The sequence below is a fragment of the Lyngbya sp. CCAP 1446/10 genome (genome assembly GCF_026130175.1).
Taxonomy (GTDB): Bacteria; Cyanobacteriota; Cyanobacteriia; order Cyanobacteriales; family Microcoleaceae; genus Microcoleus.
This window is the reverse complement of record NZ_JAIGNI010000089.1, coordinates 1-17,524: the sequence shown is the minus strand read 5'-3', so window position 1 is coordinate 17,524 and position 17,524 is coordinate 1. Positions and strand designations below refer to the sequence as shown.

Sequence of the window (17,524 nt, the reverse complement as noted above, 5' to 3'; positions counted from 1 at the left end):
AATCGCACGGAATTTTGCCTTGAATTTGTATCGCGATCATGGCTTCCAAAACATGGCTCAAGCTCAACGTCTCGCTGGCTTTAGTTGTAGCATACTCAAAGATCTGTTTAGAATGAAATAGCCCTGGTATCGGTGTTTCAGCTAATCGCGCTTTACGGTTTAATCTGCTGGGTTTGGCTGGGGGGAAGAAGGAAGAAGGAAGAGGGAAGAGGGAAGAAGGAAGAGGGAAGCAGGAAGAGGGAAGCAGCAAGCAGGAAGCAGGAAGCAGGGAGAGGGAAACAGGGGAAAAGCAGAGTTTTTGCACTGCGGATTTCTTCGGCTTGGATTTTACCGCTGGCGCTGGTGGCGGGAATTAGTATCATAGCTTTGCCAGGTTGGCACAGTCAGACATCTTTGTTTCAAGTTACTTTGCTGGCGACATCTGGCGAACCAGTTTTGGTAATTCAAGATCAGGGAAAAGTGACGCTAATTAATACCGGTGATGAAAATACGGTGCGGTTTACGGTGTTGCCTTTTTTGCAGCAGCAAGGAGTTAATTCTGTGAATTTTGCGATCGCCACTCACGGCCATTTAGGTTTAAGTGGCGGTTGGGGAAAATTACTAGGACGCTTGCCAATTAAAACATTTTATGATAATAAAGATTCCAAACAAATTCACCGTGGCAACGATGGGAAATTTATGACGGCTGTGCAATCGCAGCAAGGCGTTTACTTTCTTTTAGAAACTAACAGCACGATCGATCTGGGTTCGACGCGGTTGCAGTTCGTGGATGCGGAGATTCCGGTAGTAGAATTATTGGTGAGGGGGCGTACCTGGTTGATTGTCGGTGACATGACACCGGAAGCGCAAAGTATGTTATCAAAGAGATTAGCAGCCGCAGGAACATTGAAGCGGGCGCAAGTGCTGTTGTGGTCGGGAAAAACCCTGACAGCCGAGTTATTGGAGGCAGTTAGCCCGCAAGTGGCGATCGCATCTTCAGACGAAATCGACCCAGAAACCGCCGCCCAACTGCGCCAAAGCAAAACCCAGATTTTCTGGACTGGGCGCGACGGAGCCCTTCAGTGGACGCCAACAGGGGGATTTAAGACGACTCTGGAATCTGAAGAAAATCAAACTTCTTTTCTATAAAGATTTACAATGTGGCGCACTGTAGGGTAAGATACTTTTAGCTTACATCTCAAGTCAATTGGAGAGGTGGCAGAGCGGTTGAATGCGGTAGTCTCGAAAACTACTTTAGGAGCAATCTTAACGTGGGTTCAAATCCCACCCTCTCCGTACATCTAAACGTCAAATGCACCACAAGCACCTTATTAACCTAGGGTGCTTGTGCTGTATCTAACCCAACTTCCAACCTAGGGTGTGCAGTACACGCCTTATTTATACTGGGAAAGATCGATCGCCCAACTACGGTATTTTCGCACAGTATTGGGTAATTGACATACTCCCCGCCGTAGAACGGACGGGGATTCTTGACGGTTCATCGCAACTTGCTACCGAAGTTGTCTTACTGTCGCTCCCCGTCCGTTTAAAGTCTCCCCATGCCCTTCAGGGCGACTACAATCAAATAATTTGATTGTTGAAGTTATTCCTCCTGTACTTGAAAACTGTTGTATATCATGTCCTAAGAGAACGCTCAAACAGGTTTTATTACGGGTAATGTAACGGGCATGATGTGAGTATGGTGCATCTGAGTTTTGCATTTGTAGTGCGAATTATTAAGCTCGCACCGTAAAAAAAAATCTTTTTACGAAAATGAGATGCTCCCTGCGACTCATTGAAACTAAACTACACAAATATGACTTTTATGAACTTAAGAATATGACTTTTATGAACTCAAGAATATGACTTTTATGATTTGACTTGAACCAAGCTTTTATGTATAATTAATACATCAACGTATCACAGCACTGAGCAACAATCATAAAAGTCGATCGAAATCCAAGATACTAGATATTTCTATAGATTGACAACCGGAGCATTTTCATACCATAGCCGATTTACTCCACTCTGCCAGGGAATGCTTACCCGAAATCAAAGCCTCAAAACAATATTAAACTCAGGAGAACTAATCATGTATCAAAATCCTCAAAAAATAAAAAGACCGCCACCAATTGTTTTTATTGTTGCATTTGCTTTAATTGCTATTGGTGCATTCAAGTTTATTCCCAGCTTATTTAATGGTGGCAATTCAGATACATCTGCTAGCGATACTCGGATGAGTTTGGGAAACAAAATATTGGTGCAATCGCAAACCACAGCAGGAAAACAAGCAGGTATCAAAGCTTTTGCTGAGGGAAATTACAAAGAAGCTGTCAAAAAATTTCAGGCATCACTGCAACAAAATCGCAATGATCCAGAGACCGTAATTTATTTGAATAATGCCAAAGTAAATAATGACAATCCTCTGAAAATTGCCGTCAGCGTTCCCATTGGCAACAACCCGAATGTAGCGCAAGAAATTCTGCGAGGAGTAGCTCAAGCTCAAGACGAAGTTAATTCTAGAGGAGGCATTAATGGTGCGGGTTTGCAAGTTTTGATTGCGAATGATGACAACAATCCAGATGTTGTTAAAGAAGTTGCAACCGGATTCGTAAATGACCCGAAAATTTTAGCAGTCATTGGACATAATGCCAGCAACGCTTCTCTAGCTGCTGCTCCCATCTATCAAGAAAAAAAATTGGTGATGGTGACACCAACTAGCTTTGCTAACAATTTATCAGGTTTTGGCAGCTACATTTTTCGGACAGTCCCCGCGATTCAATCGATGGCGGCTCCTTTAGCAGAATATATGGTTAAGAAAGCTGGCAAAACTACTGTTGCTATCTGCTATGACTCTCAAGCTCCCGATAACATATCGTTTAAGGATGAATTTGTAGCGTCGTTTTCAGCTTTGGGTGGCAAGGTAGTGCCTACGGTTTGTGACTTTTCAACGCCAGGATTTAATTCCAGCGCTAGCGTTGCTGATGCTGTTAGCAAAGGTGCACAAGCGTTAATGATAGCGCCTCATATCGATCGCATCGATCGCGCGATCGACCTAGCCCGCGCCAATCAAGGCAAATTACCACTCTACGGCAGCACTACGATGTACACATTTGAAACGATAAAAAACGGGCAGAAAGACATTGACGGGCTGGTTTTGCCCGTTCCGTGGCATCCTGACACCAATCCTAATAACCCATTTTCTAAGAATGCGAGTCAGCGGTGGGGAGGCGTGGTGAATTGGCGCACTGCAACGAGTTTTGATGCGACTCAAGCTATCATCGGCGGTTTGCTCAAAAGCAATACACGGGAAGGATTGCAGCAAGCACTCAAGAATCAGAATTTTTCGGCTATGGGTGCAAGTGAAGATGTGAGGTTTTTGCCAACGGGCGATCGATCGGGCAAACCGATTTTAGTACAAGTTCAGCCCCAAGGAAATGATTACAAGTTTGTGGCGCTGCCTTGATTGGGTTGATACAACAACTGCAGATTTGAGGCAGATTAACACAGCTTAACGCAGATACATTTCCAGAATTGAGAGCGAATGCCGGCAATTCCAGTCTATTTTGGATTGCTGTCCACGGAAATGCCCGATCGCCCTATAATGAGAATTGTTATCATTCGTAATTTAGCGATTCTCCATGCAAGCGGACTCAGTAGCCAATTCGCAATTTGATTTAGCTTGAATCAGCGCCGGGCCCCACGCCCTGATTCTCATATCATATATATCGCAAAAATGCAACAGTCTGCGGGATAAACTTTTAGGATTCGATCCGAGTGGCGAATGGCTGACTGAGTGGCGGAGGCAATTTGCAGCTTTAGAAATTGGGCATTTGCGATCGCCCGCTGTGCACCACCGAGATCCCAACCCTTACGAAGCTCTGAGTATCGCCCCGAATATGCAATGTAGAAGTTGGAGAATCATAAGGGTGCTATTTGGAATTTTATTCATGACTACAATTACCAAATCCGATTAGCAATGCTGAAGACTCAACCGCCTCAATCTTCTCCATCCTTTACATAAAAGCACTACCGTTTTAACAAATAATGTATCTCTGTTTACCAATTACAAATAACTACTAACCAATTACCAATTACCAATGCCCAATCCCTCCGCTTCGCTTCGCCCAATCCCTCCGCTTCGCTTCGCCCAATCCCTCCGCTTCGCTTCGCCCAATCCCTCCGCTTCGCTTCGCCCAATGCCCAATGCCCAATGCCCAATTTGTTCATTTCCAATACCTGCGCCAGTGAAACAAATTCTCCCATAAATTCTGGATCAAAGTATTGCTGCGGAGGCGCTGCAACTCCCAAACAGCAGCAGTTTGACCGTTAATTGCCGAAAAACTTGACCAAATATAAGGAAGTTCCGCGATCGCCTCAACCTTCATCCCGTGACGGACAGCAAGGGCGATCGCATGAATCAACTCAGCAGCTTGTGGCCCCACAATACTCGCTCCCAAAATCTCCCCATTGCGCCGCCCGACAATCTTACAAAAACCCGTTGTCTCCCCGGACATTTGAGCTTTTTCAACATTCTTGAAATATTCCCGACCAACAATCAAATCGTCTCCAAAACGTCGTCTTGCTTGCGCTTCAGTCAAGCCAACCCTCGCCAACTGCGGGTCAGAAAAAATCGCCCAAGGAATCCCGCGATAATCTATTTGATACATCGGCAAAAACAAAGCATTTTTCACAGCAATCGCAGCTTCGCAATTAGCAATGTGAGGGAACGAATAACCCCCAGCAACATCACCGATCGCATAAATCCGCGAATTAGTTGTTTGCAGCTTTTCATTTAAAATCAACCCGCGATCGCTAAATTTAACTCTAGCCGCTTCCAGATTTAATGATGCAAAATTATGCTGGCGGCCCGCGGCGAGAAAAATCTCCTCAGTCTCGATCGCCCTTGGCCCAGCTTGAATCCACTTTTTACCATCAATCACCCTAGCTTGAGTCACCTCAGTAGCAGTCAGAATCCGCACTCCTTCGGCTTCCATTGCAGCTTGAACCAAGCCAGCAGCCTCTCGGTCTTCTTTCGTCAAAATGTGGGAACCCTTCACCACAAGCGTCACAGCCACCCCTAATCGAGCAAAAGTTTGAGCGACTTCGACACCGCTGGGATCTGCGCCGATTACAGCCAAACTTTTAGGTAACTTTGGAAGTTTTGCTAATTCCCCGACAGTTTCCGAAGTAAAAAAGCCGACAGACGAAAGTCCTTCAATATTGGGAATTGCAGGCATTGTTGGACAAGCTAGCAAATAACAGCGCGATCGCAATTTCCTGTCGCCCACAATCAAAGCCAAATGCGGTTTGGTAACAAACTCGCAGCTACCAAAAATAATATCGACCCCGCGAGCAGCCAAAACGCCGAGATCATCAATTTCTTCTAAATTAGCAACAACACCCTCGGCCCACTTCTGAACCCCATCAAACCGCAATTCGATCGGCATTTCCGAATTAGCCACTTCCCACCGAGCCCCGAACTGTTGGCGGCTAATCTGCTGGGCAAAACGAGCAGCCTCGCTCAAAGTTTGGCTGTATCTTAAACCAAGGTCGATCGACTCTTTCCCACCAGTCGGCAAATCTTGCGAATTACTTAGCGGTTCCACCAAAGCAACGCGGGCCGGGAAATTAGTTGCAGTCAAAGCAGCATAGCGTCCGGCCGGAGTTCCACCAATAATCACTAAATCATAGTCAAGCATAAATAAAGAAGTCAATAGTAGATAGGACGGCGGTTGAAACCGCGCCTATACAAACGATGTCCGCCTCCGCGGACTGAAGAAAATAACGTAATTTTAATGACCCACTCTTCAACCCGCGGAGGCGGGTTTTGTCTGTGTAGGCGCGAATTCCATTCGCCCGCTCTTCTGGCATTAATCTCACGCCAAAATAAAAGATTAAGACGTGAGATAAATTTCCGAGTTAACGACTAATGACATCGGCAAGTCCAGCAATCAATCGCAGATTGTCCGCCCTCGATCGCACGGCTACCCGAAAATATCGATCGCCCAACTCAGGAAAACTCAAACAATCGCGAATCAAAATCCGGTGTCGTTGCAACAGACTTTTTTGAATCGCAGCCACCGACACCGACGACTCAACCAACAAGAAATTAGCCGCCCCAGCCATTGGCCGCAAACCTGGTAAATCAGCCAAACCCTCAAATAGCTCTCGGCGGGCCACAGGCAGCCAATCCCAAGTTTGCCGATCAAAAACAGCATCTCGCACCGCAGCAGCAGCAGCAGCCGCAGCCAAGGCATTCACAGGCCAAGGATCGCGCAGCAACTGCCAGCGGCGCAGGATGTCGGGATGGGCGATCGCACATCCCATCCGCAGTCCCGGCAGAGAATAGAATTTGGTGAGCGATCGTAAAATCACCAAATTCGGAAACTCCTCAATTTTAGCGATCGAACTTTCCTGCTCCGCAGGCGGTAGAAAGTCCATAAAGGCCTCATCCACCACCACCAAAGCCAAATGCTCCAAATAAGGCCGAATCGCCTCCCTAGCGAACAGCAAACCCGTCGGATTGTGCGGGTTGTTCAGTAGCAAACCTCGATCGGCATCCAGAGCAAGAGGAACCGGGATAGCCAGAGAAGGGGAGACAAGGGAACCATTAGAAACCGACAAATCATCCGTTACCAACCCGCTGCCAGTCTCCCAGTCCAACGATTTGAGATTCAAAGGACAATCCAGCACCTGCGCCCCGAAAGCCTTCAGAGCCCGCAAGTAATCGCCAAAAGCCGGAGTCACCAAATAAGTCGCCTCCAGCTTCGACAAATCCCAAGCAGCCCAAGTCAACAATTCCGCCGAACCATTCCCCGGCAAAATCCAATCCGGGTCAACATTAAACGCCTCACCCAAAGCAGTCCTCAGCACTCCATAATCCGGGTCTGGGTAAGCCGTGAGACTGCTCAAATGAGCTTGAATCGCAGCCAGGGCAGACTCAGGAGGGCCCAAAGGACTGATACTGGCAGAAAAATCGAGAATAGCAGAGGGAGGGCAGCCAGCCAGTGCGGCTGCCCAAGCTAAATTCCCACCGTGTACAGGTCTAATCAAGACTCAGTTCACCAATTAAATTTTGGGTTCTTTCGGCGGTGCAACTCTGTCCTTAAACAACTTGCCGGCAGAAAATGCAGGAACTCTGGTTGCCGGGATTTCCATCTTGTCACCAGTTTTGGGATTGCGACCCTCACGGGCCTTACGTTCCCGCGACTCAAACGAGCCAAAACCGACCAGTGTCACCTTGTCGCCTTCGGAGACAGCTTTCATGATTGCTTCCAACGCTGCACTCAAAACGGCATCTGCCTGTTTTTTAGTGACACTAGCATTTTCCGCGACTGCATCAACCAATTCACCTTTGTTCATTCCGAACTCCTCTTCTGGATTTGCAAAATTACGTTAAACAGAGTTCAACTATTAGTTGTGAGTTTTAACTGCATTGAAGTTTCGGTTGGGAGCGTTTGGGTAGTCCCCATTGCTCCAGCCCGCTTCCCCAATTAACAACTCCTGCTGAATACTAATTACCCTAGGATAATTGGTCACAAAAGGAATTTTTGTTTTTAGTTGCTGAAAACCCGACAGCATCTAATTTTCACTGCATTATTCTAAAGTCTTGCCGACCGTTATGGATCGGTGGAACCTTTAATTTATATGGAACTTGCCAACTTTTTAGAATTAATACCCAAATTTAGGTAAAAAAATACCACTTTGGACACAAGATTTTTCGCCGGGAGTGGATTTGAAATTGGAAAATAAGTAAAAATAGAAAGAATAAAATGTCATTTGTCAAGAGTTAAACAAAATTTTTTTCCTTCTTGCTTGTTCCTTCTGAGGGAAAGAAGGTGAAACAAAAGGGAAAAAGTGTGATTTGTCAAGGGGAAACGAAATTTTTCTTTTCCTCGAACCTCTTCCTTCTTTCGATTGGTGTCAACAATCGCCTAAAAATCTTTGTATCTCTCGTTTATAGACGAGGCCAGATCCCCCTAAATCCCCCTTAAAAAGGGGGACTTTGAGAAGAATCCTGTCCCTCTCCCCGGATAGTCGGGGGACTTGGACGACCCTCTTGTCTCCCGGATAGTCGGGGGACTTGGACGACCCTCTTGTCTCCCGGATAGTCGGGGGACTTGGACGACCCTCTTGTCCCCCCCTTCTTAAGGGGTGTGCCAGGGAGATCGAGACTCTGCCAATCATCAGAAATCAGACCTGCACTACTTTTGACCTTAAGTTGACACATCTTCCTTCTTCCTTCTTCCTTCGTCCGAGGCCTACTGTCTGGGCTGGACGGGCTGACTGCGCTGCAACAGTTGGCGGGCGTCGGGACTGATGTTGTTTTGGTAGCCAAAGTTCGATCGATCGCTATCATCCAAAATCTGCGGAGTCAGCAACACAATCAACTCCGCCCGCTGGTTCTGCTTAGTGGTACTCCTGAACAGCGAACCGATAATCGGCAAATCTCCCAAAATCGGAATTTTGTTCGCTTGCACCCGTTCTTCATCGCGGATAATCCCCGAAAGAATCAAAGTCTGACCGTCCCGCAGGCGAATTAGCCCCGATTGCAAAGAGCGCTCGCCCAGCAGAGTGATCTGATTGGTGCTCCCGGGCGTGGACAAGTCTACAGGCGGGGATGGTGTCCTGATAATCGGGTTCACCCGCAGAGAGACAAAGCCATTATCGTCAACCCGATCGATCGCCACCCCTAACTGTAAACCTGCGCGATCCTTAACGGCCGTTGTTGTTGTGGTACTTGTATTGCCGGTAGTCTGCGTTTGCTGTGTGATGTTAGAGATCACCTCATCAGTAATATTCACATTCGCCGTTTCTCCTTCTTGAACCACCAGAGTCGGATCAGTCAAGATTTTGGCATTCCGAGTCTCAATAGTTGCCCGTAACGCCGACAGGAACCTCCTCGGATATTGCAACAGCGGGAACAGGGCGAAGGTCGCAGTGCCACCAGGGCCAGGCTCGTAAGTGTCAACTCCAACTCTTCCGGGGTCACCAGTAATTGCTGTCGGGCGGAGGAACGCCCCGCCACTGTTAGCCACGTTGATTAAATTGCCATTCCGATCGTAGGTAGGAGTCCCTGTCAGCGGCACGTTGATTAAATTGCCCCTCTGATCGTAGATAGGAGCTACGGCTCCTATAGGGTTACCGACGATCGGCGGAGTCGATCGGTTGTTGGCACTGGTGACATCATTGACTGTAGCCGGCCGCAAGCCACCAAAATTCAGACTTGCTACTCCGTTTTCATTCACAAAGAAATTGTTATTAATTCCGAAAGAGAAACTGCTGCTACTGTTGTTGGCTCCCAACAAGTTGATATCGATCACCTTGACGTTGACAGCCACTTGACGGCGGCGCAAATCTAGCTGAGTCAAGAAAGCCACGGCAATATCAACTTTGCGCGGATCGCCCACCAAAGTGATCGAATTGAGCCTCGCATCTGCCAGCACCGACAGTCCCCTCAGCAAGAGCGGCCCGTTGCCGTCCTTAGCGCCGATCGCCTTAATGTCCGGTTCCCGAATTTCCACATCCCGCGCCGAATTTCCTTGGCCCACGGTTTGGATAGTTACCCGAGTAATCGGCAGTTGAGTTTCTGCACCTTGAGCGCTCAAAAAGTTAGCTGCATCCGTAGATCTGACTTGATTGAGTCGCAGAGTCCGAACGATAATATTGCGCGAGTCCAGAGGCAAATTAGAACCGACAAAAATCGTGCGCCCGACGCGGTTCGCTTGCAGTCCGCTGATCCGCAGCACGTAATTAAAAACATCTTGCACCGACTCATTTTCGATGTCCAAGGAAATCTTCGGTCCTTCATCGGAGCCTCCTGCCGCTCCCGGTGCGGCCGGAGCGGCTTGGCCCGGTTGACCGGGGGCTCCACCCCCTGTAAAAGCAATGTTCAATCCCGCAGCGCGGGCGAGCAGAGCTAAAACGTCGCGGACTGGGGCATCCCGCAGCACCAAGCGGGGGATGCGTTCTCCCGAACTTAGTTCTATATTTGCCGCAGCCGGAGCGATGTTAGATACGGAGATGTCTCCCAGGGGCGGTGCTATAGCTCGCGGCTGGAAAGGCGGAGCTTGATTGCTCTGAGATTGTATTTCGCTGGGGAGGGGCGGGCGATCGTTCCTAGTCACAGTAACTTCGGGATTTGGCAGCATCACGTTCGGGTTTTGCGACGTGCGGACGGGGGCCGGCCGGGAAGTTGTTGGGTTCAGCGGCAGTCCGGGAGGTGGCGGGGGTGCACTTTGGGCTTGGTTGAGCGAGGGCAATCCAGGCTGTGCAGCTTGGGTAGATTGCACAGTCCCGCCCTGTCCGGCAACGCTGAGGACGATGTTTTGGCCTTGTCCGGGCATAACTTGTCCGTTGGGAACTCCGTTGGTGCCTGCTACCACAACGCGGATGCTGTTAGCCTCTACCTGGGTGATTTCTACTGAGGAAATGCCTGGAGCTGGGTTATCTTGCCGGAAGCTGTTGCCTTGGGGCAGGCGGAGCTGGGTGTTGATGATTGTGGCTTGGTAAGTATTGCCGTTGTTGATGGCGAAAACTTGCGGGCGATCGCCCTTTTCCGTAGCTAGGACAATATTTACCCCATTATTCGCTTGACTTACTTGCACTCCTGTGACTTGAGTCGGCGCGGCCGAGACGGGCGCTTGGGCGATCAGAACTCCGGCAACACTGCTCAAAAGTCCTCCACTTAACCGTAGATGCTGTTTCACGTTCTCTCCTCAACTACAACTTTGTTATTTGCTTATTTGTTCCAGTCTTGAGTTTCGAGCCTCTCACGCTGACTGAAACATTCTTCATTTGACACTTTATTGAAGGAAGAAGTTAGAATAAATTAGGCGGAAAATTATCTTATATTGCCATACGAAAAAATATTTTTATGGCATTTATATATTAAATTCTACCTTCTACCTTCTCGCTTCTACCTTCTGCTGAAACAGCGACTGGGAATACCTAATATCCGCTTAAGTACCGCTACTTAGCAGCAGGACTCGGAGCCGGAGTTGGTAGTTTTTCTTCTTGCTTTAACGGCAGCAGCGCGTGCAAGTCAAAAGCCGTTTTAATCTTAGTTTGTGGCTGCTCCACAGGAACTATTCTTCCTTTCAAAAAATCTATTTGCATTGACTGAGTTGATGTTAGCAATTCAGACTTCAAATTCCTCACTACCAACAGCGACTGCATCAACTCCAAGTTACGCATAAAATTGCGGGTTTGAGCGAAACTGCCTTCAAACTCTACCTTATATTTTTTGCGTCTGAGCTTGCCAGCCAGGGACGGCCCGAAGGACGTATCGCTGAGAATATCTGGGTCGCGAGCTCCCGGCACCGGTGCTGCTCCTGCTGGTGGCACATCCGGCTCAAATTTGGTAATTTTAGCCTTGAGGTCGTCCCCTTGCACGCCGACGTTGATTCGATTAACCAGTTGGGTCATGTCAAGCAGCAACGTGGTAGCGCCCGCATCGCTGGCAAACATTGCCGTCACTTGGGCGCGGCGCTGTTTTGCTTCTTCTTGCTTTGCTTCTGCTTCTGACTTTTTTTGAATTTGAGCTTGCAATTGCAGTTGCGTTTGCTTGCTTTCGCTAAGTTTTTGCTTGAATTCGCCGCCTTTTTGGAATTCTGGCAGTACAAACTGGTAGCAAAGGCCACCGGCAATGACTAGGCCGAGAACTGCGACGCCTATTGCTTGGACTTGGGGTGTCAGCTTAATGCCGAATATTTCCTGAGTCCCGGCTTCTTCTGCTTGTGCCCCGCTGGGAAGAAACTCTGCTGTCATGGTTTTTTAACCTCTGTTTTTTCTGGTTCTAGCACTCCTTTTTCTTGAAGTGTTTCTATCCGTATTGCTAGCCCGTCTGCTTGCTTGCTCCGCAGCTCGGGGAGCAACTCGGTGGCGCCAGTCGGGCTGAGCGTTGTTTCAATTTTATATTCCACCACGGGCCGCAGTTTGGGAAGTTCTGCTGCTGCTGCGCTTGGGTTGCGCACTTGTAATTGTGTGGGGTTGCTTTTTAGTGTGGCTGCTACCAGTTTGGTATCGGTGTCGAGGAAGAAAGGAGAGCGCTGGACTAGGAGCATAAAGTCGTTAACTTGAGCAAAGGTACTGGCTATCCCTGAAATTTGTACTTTTGCCGCCTGCGGCGGGGCGACTGGGACGGGAGCAGCCACCGGGGTGGGACTCGCTGGGGAGGGACTCGCCCCCGGAGACGGACTCGCCCCCGGGGAGGCGGCGGGAGTTGCTGCGGGGGGTGGCGGTGCTGCTGCAACTGGGGATGGACTGGGCTCGATTTGCTCGATTTTGGAAATTTGCACTCCGGCGGGAGTGCGGACACTCAGGTCTTGCAGCATCGCCGACCAAGGTTTAATTTGGTCGAATACTCCGGCTAATGCTTTGTATTCTGCGGTAACTTTGTCGGTTTCGGCGTTGATGGCTTTGATGGCGTTGGCTTGAGTGTTTAACTTTGCCAGTTCTTGGTCGATGGTTGCTTGTTCTGTGGCCAAGCCGGTATTTTCGTTAGTCGCCCACCACCAGGTGCCCATGACTGCGGCGTTGATGCCGAAGGCAAACAGCGCCGCCCCAATTAGGGGCAGTTGGTCTTTGACTCCCCCGGAACTTTTTTTACTTGAGCTTTTGGCTGCTGTGACTGGTTTGTAGTCGGGGCGGTCGTTGAGAAAATTAATATCTAGGCTGTACATGGCTTCACTCGATTTTATAGCAGAAGGAAGAAGGAAGAAGGAAGAAGGAAGAAGGAAGAAGGAAGAAGGAATAAATCCGATGGCAGGTGCAATCGACCGCATGGTTTCAGCAATTAAGAACGTCCCAACCGTCTTGGCTGTTGCTATAGATTTTAATTTGAAATTTTAGATTTTAGACACAGCGCCAGATTGCCGGTATAAGTGAAGGATTTATTTAGGGAAGAAAGAAACAAAGAACTTTCTGCCTTCTACCGCAGGAAGTGGTTGCTTCTACCTCCGATATTCTACCTTTTACCTTTTACCTTTTACCTCCAATATTCTACCTTCTGTATCAGGGGTCTTCTTTTTTCGGAAGAAGCTTTTTCCGAAAATTCTCAAATCTGTTTTTCTATTATCTAAAAGTTTGAGGTCACATCACCTCCCTCAGTCCTAAACCTAGGGCGACTCCTAAGCCTGCTCGCTGTTCTGGGCTAATTTCTTGGCTGATTTCGAGTCCTAGGGTTTCGATTGGGTCTACTTGAGATGCCGGCAAGCTTAATCTTTGCATGAAAAATTCGTCAAGTTTGCCGATCGCAGCTCCTGGGCCCGCTAGCAACAGTTGCGCTACTTCGAGTTCTTCGCTCTGGTTCAGGTAAAAGTCTACTGAACGACGCAATTCGTCTGCTAGTTCTCCCAATACTTTAATCATCGCATTGGTGCCGGGATTGGCGTCTCCAGATGCGCCCATTGTATCTGTGACTGGCAGGGTCATGCCTTGCAATTCGCTGGTGTCTCTGGTTGGCGGCAGGTTCATGGCTTGGTTGAGGGCGGTCTGGATTTGGTATGTGCCGATCGGGATGGTACGGTTAAATTGCGGTATGCCGTCCACTACTATAGCTAATTCGGTACTGTCAAATTCTATGTCGGTGAGGACTGCGGCTTCTTGGGAGGAAAATTGTTGCAGTTGGTCTTTGAGGGTGCGAATCAGGGCAAAGCTGGTTACTTCTAGCACGTCTATAATCAGTCCGGCTTCTTTGAAGGTTTCGATGTAGGTGTCGGTAACTTCTCTGCGGGTTGCCACTAATACTACTTGCACTTTTTCTACGCCATCGTCATCTACAAACAGGCCGATTTTTTGATAGTCTACGTCGGCGTCTTCTCTGGGAAACGGCAAGTAGAGCCCTGCTTCTGCATTCATGTAATCCCGCAGTTCTTCTTGGTTGAGTTCTGCAGGAACTGGAATGAGGCGGATCACAGCTTCGCGGCCGGGAATGGCTGTGGCTACTCGCTTGGCTTTGATTTTGTTTTCTGCGAGGACGGTACGTATTAGTTCTGCCATTCCCGGCGGATCGACTATTTGTCCTTCTTGTATATAGTCTTCTGGTACTTCTATTGAGGCGATGAGGCCTAATTTTAAAGCCTGAGCTTTCTTTTCGAGCTGAATGATGTTGATGCGGTCTGGGGCTATTTCGATCCCGATTCCTGGCTGGCGTTGGGAAAGTAGACCTTTGAAAAAGTTAACCATAGGATTGGGTCGCTGGTAGTTGCTATTTTTTTATTTTGTAGTTGGCCAGCCTGATTCAGCCGTTGGCTGTTGGAGATTCGGTTTCCAATTGCCACTGATACTGTAATCTCGGTATCCCGCCTGCTTCTGCGCTGCACAGTCTTTGTGGCGCGATCGCCAGTTCCGATTTTATGCTATCCAATTTACTTGACAATAGCTATTCTGCTGCGAATGTCAACAAATTTCAGCTCGATCGACCGAAAACCGATAGATTCGGCAGCAAAACCGACTCTCTCCCTCTCGGGGCTAGGGCACAAAACTCTCGCGCTTGACTCTGGCGCACTCTCTCCGGGCGATGCTTGTTTTCTCGTTGGCGAACCATGATTCTCAATTTTATTTCTATGAAACGTAAATCTTGGCAACTGTTTGCTGTTTTTGGGCTGGTGGGGCTGCTGCTGGCTGCGGTGGTAAGTTGCGGCAAGCCGGCTGTGAATTCCCAGACTAAGAATGCCAACGAAATCGAGTTCTGGACTATGCAGCTTCAACCTCAGTTTACTGACTATTTCAATCAGACGATCGCCGATTTTGAAGCCAAAAATCCGGGCGTGAAGGTGCGTTGGGTGGATGTCCCTTGGTCGGCGATGGAAAGTAAGATTTTGGGTGCTGTTTCGGCGAAAACTGCGCCGGATGTGGTGAACCTGAATCCCGATTTTGCTTCACTATTGGCGGGGCGCAATGCTTGGCTGGATTTGGACTCTCGAATTTCTGAGCAAGTGCGATCGCTCTATCTCCCGAATATCTGGAAAGCTAGCGTACTCGATGGCAAGACTTTTGGGATTCCTTGGTATCTGACAACTGGGGTAACTATTTACAATACGGAGTTGTTTAAAAAAGCTGGAATTGCTAAGCCTCCCGCTACCTATACCGAGTTGGCTGCTGTGGCGAAACAGGTGAAGGAGAAGACTGGTAAATTTGCTTTTTTTGCGACTTTTGTACCGGAAGATTCGTCGGAGGTGTTGCAATCTTTTGTGCAGATGGGTGTGCCTTTGGTTGATGCTAAAGGTAAGGCTGCTTTTAATACTGATAAGGGGAAGGCTGTTTTTGAGTATTGGGTGGATTTGTACAAGGGCGGATTTTTGCCGCAGGATGTTTTGGTGCAGGGACATCGCAGGGCGATCGAGCTTTATCAAGCTGGAGAAACTGCTTTGTTGGGTTCGGGGCCGCAGTTTTTAAAGGCGATCGCTGAGAATGCTCCGAATATTGGTGCTGTCTCGGCTGCTGCGCCTCAAATTACGGGGGAAACCGGCAAGAAGACTGTGGCGGTGATGAATTTGGTTGTACCTCGCGACAGCAAGCGCCCTGATGATGCTGTGAAGTTTGCTTTGTTCGTGACTAATTCTCAAAATCAGTTGGCTTTTGCGAAGGTTGCTAATGTTTTGCCTTCTACGGTTGAGGCTTTGCAGGACTCTTATTTTAAGAGTGTTCCGGCTGATGCTGCTCCGAGCGATCGAGCTAGGATTGTGAGTGCTTCTGGCTTGGCAAAAGCTGAGTTGTTAATTCCGCCTCTCAAGGATGTTAAGAAGTTGCAAAAGGCGATTTATGACAATTTGCAGGCGGCGATGTTGGAGGAAAAATCGGTGGAACAAGCTGTGACTGATGCGGCGACAGCTTGGGATCAAAGGTAGTTTTTTCTGGAAGCTGGGGCAGATTATTTTGCGATCGCCCCTTGCTTTTAAGGTTGAATTGTCCAATCTTCCTGCACTAAATCAGGCACTTGCGAAAAATGTTGGTTGTTCCGCGTAACGAGGATAGCATTATTAGCAAGTACAATAGCAGCAATCCGCAAATCTTGCGTGCCGATACCTCTTATTTGACGAGGGAACTCGGTGTAAATAGTGAAAGCATTCTGGTCAAATTTCAGAATGTTGAGATTTTTGAAATCATCTAATGTATCCCCTAAGCTGGTGTAAGCCCATACTAATTTGTTCGCTTGCGAAGGTGTCGAAGCCTGTCTGATAACATTGAACCAGCCGCGAATTACTTCCTCTACGGTTACGATAGTTACAGGAAGGTTTTCTGCGTTAACCTCGACCCGCTGCACCATCATTGGATGATTCTTTTGCCAAAGGGAGAAACAATCCGTATCAAGTATGTATCGGCTCATTTTGTCTCAACCGCAGCGTCAATTTGACTATAATAAGCTTCGGTTTCTGCATCGAGTTCGCGGCGATATTCTTCTATGTGTGCCAATACCTCATCGTATTGCGGATCGTTTTCATACTTACCAGCTAACCTCACCCAAGGATTGTTCGAGCGACTAGAAGTGAGTTTGACAGAGACGATTTCTGCTTCGGCTAGCTGGGTATTTACTAAATCGTGAAGGTTTTGCAGTGCTTGCGATCGCGTCTGGCCAAAAGCTTTACATTCGGGCCATCCCAGCAACGCTGCACTGACTGTTCTGTCTGATTCGTTTTTAATGATTATGTGAGCAGTTGAGCTGTCGAAGTCGCCCCCAAAGTTAGTGCGATCGGCTGCGCGAATGTCGCAGGTAGCGTTACCTGTTAAGAGTGTTTTTGTCTTGACTATCTGCTTGGTGTTTTCCTGGCGCGGATTTTCTATTTTTCCAAAGATAATCGGGTCTGCTTCTTGAAGCGCGGCAAAAAATTTGACCATGTTTACTCTATGCTTGGTGTTTTCCGGGCCTAACTTTTCTAGTGCTTGCCCGATCGCCGACTCACCAGCTACCTTGACTGTAGAAGAATCGATGTTTTCCTGACGCTGCTTGATGATGTTTCGTCTGAAAAGCTCGTCAAATAGTAAAGTTTGCTCTTGGGCTGGCAAAGCTTCTATATATTCAATTAGCGTTTGCACCGATATAAGGCTGCTCATAAACTTCTATCTCTAAATTTTTCTAAACTCACTTGTATTGTAACAAAAATTGGGCATGGGGCATTGGGCATTAGGCATTAATTTTTTTTACTCTCGCCCCTTGTTTTTTGCTGCCAGTTGACGTATTATTAAATAATGGGAATGTGTGCCGCCATATATATAAGCTTTTAAGTTATTATCGAATGATGAAATTACCGCATCTTCACAAGGCGGAGTCGGAGGAAAAGTCTGGATAAGTCAATCTCGACTATTTTAGAGGTCAATGTTTGTTGATCAGAACGATCGCTCATCCCAGAATCCGGGTTTATTTATTCCGTGCGATCGCCTTTATCAATGCAGATTGATTGATGATTTGTACGAATATATAGCAATCCTAAATCATTTTCTATGTATAGGTGTACTGATGGATTTTGGGGAAATCAAATTTATGTTCCTTTGTGAAAAACTCAAACAAAAATTTAATTATCTTAAAAGACTTACATAAATA

Annotated in this window: 16 protein-coding genes and 1 tRNA gene; 6 read left to right on the top strand and 11 right to left on the bottom strand. The window is 47.8% G+C overall.

From position 1 onward, the window contains the following. Positions 1-132: 132 nt before the first annotated feature. From K4039_RS25040 to K4039_RS25025, 4 genes are all read left to right on the top strand, one after another. Positions 133-1,128 carry a ComEC/Rec2 family competence protein gene (locus K4039_RS25040; RefSeq protein ID WP_265239221.1) on the top strand — a complete coding sequence of 332 codons (996 nt, stop codon included), beginning with the start codon at positions 133-135 and terminating at the stop codon, positions 1,126-1,128. A gap of 60 nt (positions 1,129-1,188) precedes the next feature. After that, a tRNA-Ser gene (locus tag K4039_RS25035) sits at positions 1,189-1,275 on the top strand. Between the two features lie 82 nt (positions 1,276-1,357). Continuing rightward, entirely contained in the window at positions 1,358-1,573 is a 216-nt protein-coding gene (locus K4039_RS25030; RefSeq protein WP_265239220.1) for a hypothetical protein, read from the top strand. Positions 1,574-2,071: 498 nt separating this feature from the next. Then, complete coding sequence (locus K4039_RS25025; RefSeq protein ID WP_265239219.1) at positions 2,072-3,445, top strand: ABC transporter substrate-binding protein; 1,374 nt, start codon at positions 2,072-2,074, stop codon at positions 3,443-3,445. A gap of 593 nt (positions 3,446-4,038) precedes the next feature. On the opposite strand, the gene K4039_RS25020 is transcribed toward K4039_RS25025, so the two are convergent. From K4039_RS25020 to K4039_RS24990, 7 genes are all read right to left on the bottom strand, one after another. Then, entirely contained in the window at positions 4,039-4,209 is a 171-nt protein-coding gene (locus K4039_RS25020) for a hypothetical protein (RefSeq protein WP_265239218.1), read from the bottom strand. Then, positions 4,206-5,681, bottom strand: a complete 1,476-nt coding sequence (locus K4039_RS25015; protein WP_265239217.1) for an NAD(P)/FAD-dependent oxidoreductase — start codon at positions 5,679-5,681, stop codon at positions 4,206-4,208. Before K4039_RS25015 ends, K4039_RS25020 begins: the two co-directional genes overlap by 4 nt. A 220-nt stretch (positions 5,682-5,901) precedes the next feature. Beyond that, the gene (cobD, locus tag K4039_RS25010; RefSeq protein ID WP_265239216.1) at positions 5,902-7,035 is read right to left on the bottom strand and encodes a threonine-phosphate decarboxylase CobD; all 1,134 of its coding nucleotides are present in this window, start codon (positions 7,033-7,035) and stop codon (positions 5,902-5,904) included. Positions 7,036-7,050: 15 nt separating this feature from the next. Beyond that, entirely contained in the window at positions 7,051-7,344 is a 294-nt protein-coding gene (locus K4039_RS25005; protein WP_265239215.1) for an HU family DNA-binding protein, read from the bottom strand. Positions 7,345-8,243: 899 nt separating this feature from the next. After that, a complete protein-coding gene (locus tag K4039_RS25000) occupies positions 8,244-10,691 on the bottom strand; it encodes a type IV pilus secretin family protein (RefSeq protein WP_265239214.1) in 2,448 nt (815 codons plus the stop codon). 262 nt (positions 10,692-10,953) lie between these two features. After that, complete coding sequence (locus K4039_RS24995) at positions 10,954-11,751, bottom strand: pilus assembly protein PilO (RefSeq protein WP_265239213.1); 798 nt, start codon at positions 11,749-11,751, stop codon at positions 10,954-10,956. Continuing rightward, positions 11,748-12,665: a PilN domain-containing protein gene (locus K4039_RS24990; protein ID WP_265239212.1), complete on the bottom strand. Its 918-nt coding sequence runs from the start codon at positions 12,663-12,665 to the stop codon at positions 11,748-11,750. Before K4039_RS24990 ends, K4039_RS24995 begins: the two co-directional genes overlap by 4 nt. On the opposite strand from K4039_RS24990, the gene K4039_RS24985 reads away from it, so the two are divergent. Continuing rightward, a complete protein-coding gene (locus K4039_RS24985; protein WP_265239211.1) occupies positions 12,664-12,834 on the top strand; it encodes a hypothetical protein in 171 nt (56 codons plus the stop codon). The genes K4039_RS24990 and K4039_RS24985 overlap by 2 nt on opposite strands. 240 nt (positions 12,835-13,074) lie before the next feature. Here the strand turns inward: K4039_RS24985 and pilM are convergent, their stop codons facing one another. Continuing rightward, positions 13,075-14,169: a type IV pilus assembly protein PilM gene (gene pilM, locus K4039_RS24980; protein WP_265239210.1), complete on the bottom strand. Its 1,095-nt coding sequence runs from the start codon at positions 14,167-14,169 to the stop codon at positions 13,075-13,077. A gap of 55 nt (positions 14,170-14,224) precedes the next feature. After that, positions 14,225-14,362, bottom strand: a complete 138-nt coding sequence (locus K4039_RS24975) for a hypothetical protein (protein ID WP_265239209.1) — start codon at positions 14,360-14,362, stop codon at positions 14,225-14,227. 187 nt (positions 14,363-14,549) lie between these two features. Here K4039_RS24975 and K4039_RS24970 point away from each other — a divergent pair, with 187 nt between their 5' ends. Next, complete coding sequence (locus K4039_RS24970; protein WP_265239208.1) at positions 14,550-15,833, top strand: sugar ABC transporter substrate-binding protein; 1,284 nt, start codon at positions 14,550-14,552, stop codon at positions 15,831-15,833. Between the two features lie 47 nt (positions 15,834-15,880). Here the strand turns inward: K4039_RS24970 and K4039_RS24965 are convergent, their stop codons facing one another. Together K4039_RS24965 and K4039_RS24960 are read right to left on the bottom strand one after the other, a co-directional pair. Beyond that, entirely contained in the window at positions 15,881-16,312 is a 432-nt protein-coding gene (locus K4039_RS24965) for a type II toxin-antitoxin system VapC family toxin (RefSeq protein ID WP_265239207.1), read from the bottom strand. Then, positions 16,309-17,037 carry a hypothetical protein gene (locus tag K4039_RS24960; RefSeq protein WP_265239206.1) on the bottom strand — a complete coding sequence of 243 codons (729 nt, stop codon included), beginning with the start codon at positions 17,035-17,037 and terminating at the stop codon, positions 16,309-16,311. Before K4039_RS24960 ends, K4039_RS24965 begins: the two co-directional genes overlap by 4 nt. Positions 17,038-17,524 lie beyond the last annotated feature (487 nt).